The organism is uncultured Azohydromonas sp., from assembly GCF_937926365.1.
In the GTDB taxonomy this organism is placed as follows: Bacteria; Pseudomonadota; Gammaproteobacteria; order Burkholderiales; family Burkholderiaceae_C; genus Azohydromonas.
This window is the reverse complement of the sequence record NZ_CALAOH010000039.1, coordinates 1-10,541: the sequence shown is the minus strand read 5'-3', so window position 1 is coordinate 10,541 and position 10,541 is coordinate 1. Positions and strand designations below refer to the sequence as shown.

The window sequence follows — 10,541 nt, the reverse complement described above, 5'->3', positions numbered from 1 at the left end:
CCACGGGCGCGGCGGCATCGGGCAGCAGTTGCGCGGCCAGGGCGCGGGCGGCGGGGGCCGCGTCCTCCGGCACGCCGGCCAGCACCGCCTGCGCCGAGGGCTGCAGCAAGAGGTCGCGCAGGATCGGCGCGCGCTCGCCGGGCACCAGGCGGCGGAACAGGTCCGCCTGCGCATCCACCTGCAGCGCCACCGGGCGGGCGCGGGTCGCCAGTTCCACCCGCGTGGCGGCGCCCTCCAGCGTGACCCAGTGCGTCTCGCGCCCGCCGCGCTCGGTGTCCACCGCCACCGGGACGCGCAGCGCGTAGGGCGCGCCCTCCTGCGTCTGCGCCAGCGTCAAGCTCAGGCCGTCGTCGCGCCAATCCACGTCCCGCAATGCCAGCGCGGGCGCGCCGGCGCGCTTGAGCCACTGATTGAAGAAGGCGTCCAGGCGCTGCCCCGAGGCCGCTTCGAAGGCGGACTGCAGCTCGGCCCAGCCCGCCTCCCGGCCGCGTTGCGCGGCGTAGAAGCGGCGCAGGCCGGCGTCGAAGGCCGGCGTGCCGAGCTGCTGCTCCAGCATGTGGAAGACGAAGGCGCCTTTTCCGTATCCCACGACCTGGTCGCGCGCATGCGCCTTGGTGACGAAGGCGGTGAGAGGCTGGTCGGCGGCGGCGGGCAGCGCGGCGTGGTCGCGCAGCCATTCGCGGCGCATGCGCTCGCGCGCGGCGGCGTCGGCCAGGCCGTAGTCGCTCTGGTAGGTGGTCAGGCCCTCGGCCCAGTTGCCGCCGCCGCTGCGCACGCGCACGCCGTTGCCCCACCAGGTGTGCAGCACCTCGTGCGGCAGCGAGCGCGCGCGCATGAAGGGCAGCGGCAGGATGGCGCGCGACACGTAGGTTAGGCCCGGATAGCCCAGCCCCACCGGGTCGGGGCCCGAGAGCATGTCGAAGCCGGCATAGGCGTAGGGGCCCAGCTGCGCGGCGTAGCGGTCGATGTGGCGCGCAGCGTCGTCGAGGTAGGCGCCCGCCAGCGCGGCGGCCTCGGCATGGAAGCAGGCGCGCAAGCGCAGGCCCCGGTGCCGGCGCGCCTGGCATTGCCAGGGGCCGGCGAAGAGCGTGGGCGGCTCGCCGGGATAGGCGGCGTAGACGGCGCGGGTGCCTTCGCCGTCGCCGTGCTCGCGCCGCAGCGCGCCGGTGAGCACGGCCTGCTGGCCGGCGGGGGTGTGGACCTCCACCTCCAGCGCGTCGGACCAGCCCAGGCGCGGATACCAGGCGAAGTCGCCCGGCAGCCAGCTGCCCTCGGCCGCGACGCGCGGCGGCTCGGCGCCGGCCAGGCGCCCCGCGTAGCGCAGCTCCAGCGAGGCGGTGCCCGGCGGCAGCGCGATGCGCACGCGCCCGCCCTCGCGCGTGAAGGGCAGCGCGCGGCCCTGGGCCGTGGCGGAGTGCAGCTCCAGCGCCTCGCCCAGCTCCAGCAGCAGCGCGCCGCGGTGCCGGGCCGGCAGGGTGAGGCGGTCGTGGCCTTGCAGCCGGCCGGCGGCGGGGTCGAGGTGGAGCGTCAGACGATGGGAAGCGGTTGGCGGCGCAACCGGGGCGGCGGCCGCGGCCAGGGGCAGGGCGGCGAGCAGGGCCGCCAGGCATGCCGCGGCCATCGGTTGCGCGGGCATCAGGCCAGCGGCGACACGCCGATCAGCCAGGCGTGCGTGCCGGCGAGGAACAGCACGTACAGCAGCAGCCCGGCGCCCAGGGCGATGAGGTCGTTGGCCGGGCGCGGCGGGGCGCCGGGCACGGGGCCGCGCGGGTGGCGCTTGACGGAGATGCGGTCGGCCACCGCCCAGGCCAGGAAGCCGCCGAAGAGCAGCACGTCGGTCAGCGTGCCGTTGGCCAGCAGGTGCGCCAGCGCCCACAGCTTCACCGCCGCGAGCATCGGGTGCTTCACGGTGGCCTTGATGCGCCCGGGCAGGTACGCGGCCAGCAGCAGCGGGAACACCGGCAGCATCAGCAGCAGTGCCAGGTGGCGGGTCCAGGTCGGCGGCGTGTAGAGCACCACCGGCGACTGCCGCGCCCAGCCGTAGCCCACGATCAGCAGCGCGAAGCCGATCAGCGACACCAGCGAGTACAGGCCCTTCCACGGCCTCTCTCCGTGCCGCGCGATCCAGCCCCGGCGCCAGTCGGGCGCGAGGATGGACACCGAGTGCGTTCCCAGGAACAGGAGCAGGCCGAGCAGCAGCAGCGTCATGGCGGGGGTCCTCCGCGTCAGGGGGTGCGCCGGATCATAGGCGCGCTCCCCGATGCGCCCGCAACCTCAGGGGCCGCGGCGCCGGCCCTACTCCCGCCCCTCCTGCAGCTGCCACATGCGCACGCACAGGTCGATGGCGCGGGCCATGCACTCCAGGCGGTTCTGCAGGATGCAGTAGTCGGCCATCTTCACCGGGCCGGCGAAGAAGCGGCGCACCTGCTGCTCCCAGTCCTCCACCGCGTTGCGCGCGCGTTCCAGGCCCTCCACGGCCTGCTCCGGGCCGAGCACGCCCACGCGCTCGATGAGGGCCTGGATCTCGCGGATACGGTCGCGCCACAGCGCTTCCAGGCTCTCCGCCGCCAGCGCCTGGCACAGGTGCTGGATGCGCGCGCGGTTGAGCTGCATCCAGAAGTGCTGCAGCAGATCGGCCAGCGACTCCAGTTGTGCCGCCTCCTCCGGCCGCATGCGGGCCGTGAAGGGGCTGCCGAAGAAGGAATGGGTGGGGGGCCGGTAGCGGGCCCGGGGGCGCAAGCTGGACATGGCGGTGCAATTCGGGAGTTCGGACGGTCGGTCGCCGTACCGCGCCGGCAGGCCTTGGCGCCAAGCCGCGGCGCGTCCTGGGCAACCGCTGGCGGGCGGCGGCTCGGCGGCAGGCGGTCGGTGCTTCGGTAACGGTGTCCGGTGCGATGCGGCGGGGCTTGCACCGGGACATAGCAAGCGGCTGACCCGCATCCCGGGGATCCCGGGCACGGCCCGGATTGCCGTGCAAGCCCCCTGGCGGCGGTGCCGCGGGCGCTCACTCCGTGGGACCGTGAACGGATTGACACCCTTTGGGTGGCGCGGCGGGCTCAAGTCCGGCCGGCGGATGCCGATGGGGAGCAGCCGGCGCGCCCAGCGCCGCTCGCCGCGTCGTGCCGAGAACGCCACCGTTGTTGCCGGTGGCGCTGTGCGTGCTGCGGCATGTTTTCCATGCCATGACCTCTGTCCACTCCGACCCAGCCCCGATTCAGGCCGCGGCGCCTGCGCCGGGCTCGCGCGCGGCGCTGCGCGTGGGTGCGGTGTTGCTGCTGGCCTGCGTGGCGCTGGTGGCCGCGGCCAGCGTCTTCCTGTGGCAGGCGCGCGAGAGCGCGCTGCGCCAGGCGCAGCAGACCAGCGCCAACCTGGCGGAGTCGGTGCTCGACCACGTGGAGGTCACGCTGCGCGAGGCCGACGCCTTCATGGCCGTGGTCTCGCGCACGGCGCTGGCGCCCCACGAGCGTGGCGGCGGCCCCACGCAGGCGCTGCGCGACGAGATCCTGCGCCGCATCAGCCTGCAGCCCGCGCTGCACGACGTGTACGTCTACGACGCGGCGGGCAAGCTGCGGGTGAGCTCCTATGCAGTGCCGCGCTACGAAACCTCCGCGCGCGGGCGCGAATTCTTCGCGCTGCACCGCGCCAGCGCGCGCGACGAGCTGTACGTGGGCCGGCCCTACCGCACCGAGCCGCATGGCGAGTGGGTGGTGCCGCTGTCGCGGCGCCTCGCGCATGCGGACGGCCGCTTCGCCGGCGTGGTGGTGGGGGCGCTGTCGATGAAGCACCTGCAGCAGTACCTGGACCGCTTCGAGCTCGGCCGCGACGCGCTGCTGTCGCTCAACACCCGCGACGCCACGGTGCTGGTGCGGAGCCCCTACAGCGAGGCCACGCTGGGCGTGGACCTCAAGGACTCGGCGCTCAACCGCGAGCACTACACGCTCGCGCGCTCGGGCACCTTCACCGCCATCTCGCCGCTGGACGGCGTGCAGCGCCAGTACAGCTTCGCGCACTCCGGGTCCTACGCCGTGATGGTGGTGGTGGCGCTGTCGCGCGAGCAGGTGCTGGCCGCGTGGCGGCGCTCGGCCTGGCTCAACGCGGCGGCCGTGGTGGTGGTGGTGGCGGGGCTGGTGCTCGCGGGGCTGTTCAACCACCGCACGCTGCGGGCGCAACAGGCGCTCACGCGCGAGCTCCAGGGCTCCAACCGCCGCCTGGCGGAACTGGAGCACGCCATCAACGAGCACGCCGTGGTGGCGGTCACGGACGTGCGGGGCGTGATCCTGAGCGTCAACGAGCGCTTCTGCGCACTGTCCAAGTACAGCGCCGAGGAGCTCATTGGCAGTCCGCACAGCATCGTGCGCTCGGACCGGCACCCGGCCTCGTTCTTCAAGCAGATGTGGCGCACCATCGCGCGCGGCGGCGTCTGGCAGGGCCAGATCGAGAACCGCGCCAAGGACGGCAGCACCTACTGGGTGGACTCGACCATCGTTCCGCTGCTCGACGAGCGCGGCAAGCCCTACCAGTACATCGCCATCCGCACCGACATCACCGAGCTGCGGCGCACGCAGATGGAGCTGCAGACGGCGCACGAGCAGCTCGCGCGCAGCAACGAGGAGCTGGCGCGGCTGGCGGCCTTCGACCCGCTCACCGGCCTGGCCAACCGGCGCCGCTTCGACGCGGCGCTGGAGGACGCCTGGCGCGTGGCGCAGCGCCAGCGCGAGGCGCTGAGCCTGCTGATGATCGACGTGGACCGCTTCAAGCAGTTCAACGACAGCTACGGGCATCCCGAGGGCGACGCCTGCCTGCGCCGCGTGGCGATGGCGCTGCGCGGCGTCTCGCGCCGCCCGGGCGACCTGGTGGCGCGCTGGGGCGGCGAGGAGTTCGCGATGCTGCTGCCCGGCACCGATGCCGATGGCGCGCGGGTGGTGGCGGAGCTGGTGCGCCGCGCGGTGGTGCTCCTGGCCATCGAGCACCGCCACGGCGTGCAAGGCCGCGTGACGCTGAGCGTGGGCATGCACACGCTGGTGCCCGGCCCCGGCGCCCGGGTGCAGTCGCTGGTGGAAGGCGCGGACCGCGCGCTCTACGCCGCCAAGCAGGGGGGCCGCAATCGCGTGTCCTCGCTGGCCGAGGTGGAGGCGGCCAGCGCCGCCGGGGTGCCGGCGGCCCCGCCGGCGCCGGGCGTGCCCGATGCCGCGCCGCGGCCGCTGGGGGACGCGAAGCCCGCACCGGCGGACGAAAACCCTGCCACGGTGTGAACAAGTGCGCACGGTGGCCGGGTTCCGGCCATTGCGTTTCGGCCGGGATGGTGTAGGGCCCGGGGACAATGCAGACTGAGCCAGACCTTGCGGTCCAAACCGCAGGGGCTGGCGTCGGTCGTGGATGAAGGCGGGTGTTCCTCACGCCGTCCCGGCGCCCACGGCTCGTTGAAGTACCTGCCATGCCGCGCGTCCTTTCGTCGCTCCTAGGCCGCCTCAGCGTGGGCCGCAAGTTGCTGGTGATGAGCCTGCTGCCATTGGTGGTGGCGCTGTCCGCCGGCAGCGTGCTTGTGCGCGATCGGTTGCGCATCCTCACGGGCGCGCAGCTGGAGCTCGCCGGGCTGGCGTGCATCGTCGAGGTCAACCGCATGCTGCAGGCGGCCGCGGCGCCGGAGACATCGCTGGTCTCGCGCCAGGCCACGGCGGTGCTGATGCAGGTGCCGCAGTGCGCCGAGGCCGTCGGCGGGGCGCTGCGCCAGGCGGTGGAGCGGCTGACCAAGGATCCCGCGCAGCAGAAGCCGGACGCGCAGGGGCGCGCCACGCTGGCCGCGCTGCGCGCGGAGGTGCTGCGCCAGGGGCAGCTGGTGGTGTCGCAGCTGGCTTTCCAGTCCGGGCTCGGGGACAACCCGGCGCTGGCCGACGGCCGCTACGTGGTGCCGATCATGGTGGAGCGGCTGCCGGAGCTGCTGGTGCTGGCGCAGCGCGTGAGCGAGCTGCTGCTGAGCACCGCCGCGGTGCCGAGGGAGCCGGTGGAGGACTGGCGCAACCGCTACTTCATGCTCGAAGGCCAGCTCGTGGGCCAGGCCCGGCTGATGGAGCTCGACGGCCAGCACGCCAAGGCACGCGTGCTCGACGAGCCGGTGCTGGGCGCGCTGGCGGTGCAGGCGCAGGTGCTGGCGGCGGTGGAGGCCTTCAGCCGCGAGGCCCGCGCGTTGGCGCTGGCGCCGAACGCGCCCGGGGCCGAGGCGCTCAAGCCGCTGCTGTCCACGCACCAGGCCTTGCTGGTGCAGATCGACGAGTACGGCTCGCGGCTGACGGCGCCGCTGCGCGGGCTGCTGCAAAAGCGCATCGACGGCCGGCGGCAGAAGCTGATGCTGCAGCTCGGCGGCGGCGGCCTGCTGCTGCTGGGCGCGCTGGCCTACGCCTGGGCCGCGGCGCGCCAGATCCTGAGGCCGCTGCAGCACATGAGCGACGTGGCGCGCGCCGTGCGCCGCGGCAACGACATCAGCCGCCGCATGGAGTGGGACAGCCGCGACGAGTTCGGCACCGTGGCGCATGCCTTCAACCATGTCCTGTCGCGGCTGGGCAGCCATCACCAGGAGCAGCAGCAGCTCAACGCCACCCTCAGCGCGCTGCAGGCGCGGCAGCGGCTGGCGGACATCACGCCGCTGCCCATCATCGTGACGGCGCTGCCCACGCACGAGCTGCTGCACGCCAACGGGCCGGGGCTGGCCTGGATCGGCCAGCGCCAGAGCGACCCGCTCAGCGCGGGGCTGGAGCCGGCGGTGCGCGCGCAGCTGCAGCGGCTGCTGGCCGAGCGCGGGCAGGTTGACGAGCTGGAGGTGCGCTGGCACGGCGGCGCGCACACGGGCTGGGGCGTGCTGTCGGCGCGGCGCCTGGCCTACGAGGGGCGCGACGCGGTGCTCACCGTGTTCACGCCGGTGGACCAGGTCAAGCGGGGCGAGCAGGGCCTGTCGCTGTGGCTGCACGTGTTCGAGGCCGCCACCGAGGGCATCGCGATCTGCGATGCCTCGCGCCACGTGGTCTCGCTCAACCCGGCGCTGTGCCGGCTCACCGCCTGCCGCACCGACATGGTGGTCGGGCGCGGGCTGGAGCAGCTGCTGTCCGAGGACATGGGGCGCGACTTCATCGAGCGGCTGTGGCGCGTCATCGAGACGCAGGGCCGCTGGCAAGGCGAGGTGTGGCTGCACCGGCCCGATGGCAAGACGGTGCCGGCCTGGCTGTCGGCCACCGTGGTCAGCGAGGGCGAGGCCACCGGGACGCCGCGGCGCTACACCATCTTCAGCGCCCTGGACATCAGCGAGCGCAAGGCGCAGGAGCAGCGCATCCGCTACCTGGCGTACCACGACGCGCTCACCGGGCTGCCCAACCGGGTGCTGTTCGTGGAGCGGCTGCGGGCCATGGTGCAGCGCGCGCGCCAGGGCGAGCAGCAGGTGGCGGTGCTGTGCATCGACCCGGACCGGTTCAAGAACGTCAACGACACGCTGGGCCGACCGGCCGGCGACGCGCTGTTGCGCGCGGTGGCGCAGCGGCTGCTGGAGACGGTGCGCGGCGGCGATGTGGTGTGCCGCCTGGGCGGCGCGGAGCTGGGCGTGGCGCTCGGAGGCATCCGCGACGGCGAGGAAGCATTGCGCCTGGTGGAGCAGCGCTTCCTGCCGCAGCTGCGGCATCCGCACGTGGTGGGCGGTTCCGAGGTGCGTCTGGGCTGCAGCGTGGGCGTGGCGCTGTGCCCGCCCGAGGAGGACGTGGACGAGGCCATGCGCCGCGCCGACGCGGCCATGATGCAGGCCAAGGGACGCGGCGGCGACGCGGCCTGCCTGTTCACGGCCGAGCTGCACGAGCGCGCGCACCGGCGCATGCTGGTGGAGGCGCAGCTGCGCCAGGCGCTGGAGCGCAACGAGTTCACGCTGCACTACCAGCCGCGGGTGGCGGCGCACGACGGCTCGCTGTCGGGCCTGGCGGCGCTGCTGCGCTGGCACAGCGCGCGGCTGGGCCCGGTGGGGCCGGCGGAGTTCGTGTCGGTGGCCGAGTCCTCGCGGCTGATCGTGCCCCTCGGTGCCTGGGTCATCGACGAGGTCTGCCGCCAGCAGGCGCAGTGGAAGGCGCAGGGACTCGCCCCGGTGCCGGTGACCATCAACCTCTCGCCGGTGCAGCTGCGCGAGCCGGGGCTGGCCAGCGCGCTGCAGGCGGCGCTGGAGCGCCATGGCGTGGCGCCGAAGCTGCTGGAGCTGGAGCTGGGCGAATCGGCGGTGATGGAGGACGTGGAGTTCATGCTGCAGCAGCTGCTGGCGCTCAAGCGGCTGGGCGTGGAGCTGGCCATCGACAACTTCGGCACCGGCTATTCGAGCGTGCCGCACCTGCACCGCTTCCCCATCGACGCGCTCAAGATCGACCGCACGGTGGTGGCGGAGCTGGCGCTGGACCCGACGCACCTGGCGGTGCCGCGCGCCATCGTGGGCATGGCCCACACGCTGGGGCTGCGCGTGGTGGCCGAGGGCGTGGAGGACGAGTCCACGGCCATGGCGCTGCGCGGCGTGGCCTGCGACGAGCTGCAGGGCTACCACTACGCGCAGCCGCTGCCGCCGCACGACCTGGAAGCCTGGGTCGAGCAGCAGCAGGCCTCGCAGGCGGCCCGCACCGAGGCCGCCAAGCCCAAGCTGCAGCTGCTGAGCAAGAACGACGCGGCCGAGGGCCAACGGGCTTTTCGGACCGAAGGCGCCCGTTCGGGCTGAGCCCTTCGACAAGCTCGGGACAGGCCCTGTCGAAGCCCCCGGCACGGCCGGCCGGCAGGCCCTTCGACCCGCTCAGGGCGAACGGCGGCGCGGGCGCCGCATCACTGCGCCTGCCCGGTCGGACTCGTCAGCGCCGGAATGGGCACCAGCATGAAGGCGCGCATGAGTTGTCCGCCGGTGGCTGGCCGGATGGCGCCCTGGCCGACGATCACGCCGTTGTTGTTGATGTCGCTCGGCTCCGACAGCCGGTACCAGCCGGCCGCTTGCGCCTCGGGCAGCGTGTAGAGCGACACCTCCTGCGCCGCGGTCACGTCCCACAGCCAGCCGAGCTCGGAAGGGTCGGCCAGGCGGTCGAAGCGGAAGCCCACCACCTTGCGGCTGTTGTTGAGCGAGTAGCCCACGCTGCCGAAGCAGCAGCCCGCCGGCGTCAGCCGCGTCACCGTGGTGCTCGAGGCGCCCTTGACGATGAAGGCGGCGGCGTCGAAAGGAAAATCGCTGGCATTGAGCGACATGGATCCGGCCAGGTCGCCGGTGTCGTTGATTTCCGTGGGCACCAGGTTATCGAACCCGGCCAGGGGCCTGATGATCTGGCGCGTGCCGTTCGCCTTCAGGCGCACGCCCTGTTTCACCCATTTTCCGTTGACCCGTATTTCCCTGAATCCGGCAATATCGCCCTTGGCATTGATGGCCGTGGCCTGCGACGAGCGGCCACCCCAGTTGCCCAAATCGGTCGTCACGCCATTCTGATGACGGAAGGCATGCGTGATGCCCGGAGATACTTCGTACCAGCCCACCACCACGGAACTGTTGTTGATGGCCGCGGCATGGCTTTGGCCGCCGATGGGAGAAAGGATCGTGGTGATGGTGTTGTTTCTCCAGAGGAATCCCTGGCGCCTGGTGCCCTGCACGTACCAGCCCACGACCTCGCGCAGGCGGTTGATGCCGGTGGCCTCGCCCCGGCCGTCGGTGAAGATGGGCACCGGCGCCTTGCCACGCTCGAAAATCGCCGGCCGCTTGCCGCCGAGGATGTTGAAGCTCACGTAGCCGGCCGCCTTGCCGTCGCTGCTGACCGCGCGCGCGAAGCTCTCGCCGCCTTCCACCGAGCCCAGGTTGTAAACCCGGTATTGCGTGGCCTGGAATTGCGCGCCGGCCGGCCGCGGCGTAAATGTTTCGCCGTCTTCGGCAAATGCGGGCTTGAAAATGGAAACAGCGGCCAGCAAGGCCGCGAGAAAATGCGGTTTCATGAAGATTCCCCCAGCAGACCCCGGTCTGCGCGGCAAGATTAGTCACTGCCGGGTGAGTTTTTATCCCTCTTTTTCAGGAAGCGGGAGGGGTTTGTGCCAACGGAAACCGTGACCAAGGTCGGTGGTATTTCAGGCCAGGAATTTTCATGGCAAATGCCGTTCCCAAAACGCCACGCGCCATCTCGGGACTGTCCCGCAGGCGCGAGTACGCCGCGCCCTTCGTGCCTGGCGGGGACGGGCTTCAAAAAAAGTTGTTGCGCACGCACCACCGCGTGCAAATTCGGTCCCAGGTGATAGATACTGTATGAAAACACAGTATCTGCCATCCATGCCCACTGTTCTGCCCTCCGGCGCTGCCCTGAATTCATTGCCGCCGGTCGTGGCGGCGGGTTTGTGGCGGGGCAGCGAGCTGGGGCAGGGCGGCGCGGCTGCCTGGGCCACGGGTTTCGAGGCGCTGGATCGCGAGCTGCCCGGCGGCGGCTGGCCCGGCGGGGCGCTGACGGAGCTGCTGCAGCCGCAGCCCGCCGTGCTGGAGTGGCGGCTGCTGGGGCCGGCGCTGGCGGCGCAGGGCC

The 10,541-nt window shown here is 72.6% G+C and carries 6 protein-coding genes and 1 pseudogene; 3 read left to right on the top strand and 4 right to left on the bottom strand.

Features of this window, described 5'->3' with window-relative positions; genetic code table 11:
• The 3 genes from Q0741_RS03740 to Q0741_RS03730 form a co-directional block, all read right to left on the bottom strand.
• A partial coding sequence (locus Q0741_RS03740) for a M1 family metallopeptidase (RefSeq protein WP_298231853.1) occupies positions 1–1,636 on the bottom strand: 1,636 nt, incomplete at its 3' end.
• The gene (locus Q0741_RS03735) at positions 1,636–2,208 is read right to left on the bottom strand and encodes an NnrU family protein (RefSeq protein ID WP_298231852.1); all 573 of its coding nucleotides are present in this window, start codon (positions 2,206–2,208) and stop codon (positions 1,636–1,638) included. The genes Q0741_RS03735 and Q0741_RS03740, both read right to left, overlap by 1 nt.
• 87 nt (positions 2,209–2,295) lie before the next feature.
• Entirely contained in the window at positions 2,296–2,748 is a 453-nt protein-coding gene (locus Q0741_RS03730; protein WP_298231851.1) for a hypothetical protein, read from the bottom strand.
• 434 nt (positions 2,749–3,182) lie between these two features.
• On the opposite strand from Q0741_RS03730, the gene Q0741_RS03725 reads away from it, so the two are divergent.
• Together Q0741_RS03725 and Q0741_RS03720 are read left to right on the top strand one after the other, a co-directional pair.
• Entirely contained in the window at positions 3,183–5,252 is a 2,070-nt protein-coding gene (locus Q0741_RS03725; protein WP_298231850.1) for a diguanylate cyclase, read from the top strand.
• A 182-nt stretch (positions 5,253–5,434) separates the two neighbouring features.
• The gene (locus Q0741_RS03720; RefSeq protein WP_298231849.1) at positions 5,435–8,725 is read left to right on the top strand and encodes an EAL domain-containing protein; all 3,291 of its coding nucleotides are present in this window, start codon (positions 5,435–5,437) and stop codon (positions 8,723–8,725) included.
• Positions 8,726–8,826: 101 nt separating this feature from the next.
• Here the strand turns inward: Q0741_RS03720 and Q0741_RS03715 are convergent, their stop codons facing one another.
• Positions 8,827–9,969, bottom strand: a complete 1,143-nt coding sequence (locus Q0741_RS03715) for a hypothetical protein (protein WP_298231848.1) — start codon at positions 9,967–9,969, stop codon at positions 8,827–8,829.
• Between the two features lie 328 nt (positions 9,970–10,297).
• Here Q0741_RS03715 and Q0741_RS03710 point away from each other — a divergent pair.
• A pseudogene (locus tag Q0741_RS03710) lies at positions 10,298–10,541 on the top strand (recombinase RecA); the annotation flags it as partial.

Bases quoted from the DNA above. Each gene is read 5' to 3' on its own strand.
- Q0741_RS03720 (WP_298231849.1), top strand. From the start codon at position 5,435: ATGCCGCGCGTCCTTTCGTCGCTCCTAGGCCGCCTCAGCGTGGGCCGC.
- Q0741_RS03725 (WP_298231850.1), top strand. From the start codon at position 3,183: ATGACCTCTGTCCACTCCGACCCAGCCCCGATTCAGGCCGCGGCGCCT.
- Q0741_RS03715 (WP_298231848.1), bottom strand. From the start codon at position 9,969: ATGAAACCGCATTTTCTCGCGGCCTTGCTGGCCGCTGTTTCCATTTTC.
- Q0741_RS03735 (WP_298231852.1), bottom strand. From the start codon at position 2,208: ATGACGCTGCTGCTGCTCGGCCTGCTCCTGTTCCTGGGAACGCACTCG.
- Q0741_RS03730 (WP_298231851.1), bottom strand. From the start codon at position 2,748: ATGTCCAGCTTGCGCCCCCGGGCCCGCTACCGGCCCCCCACCCATTCC.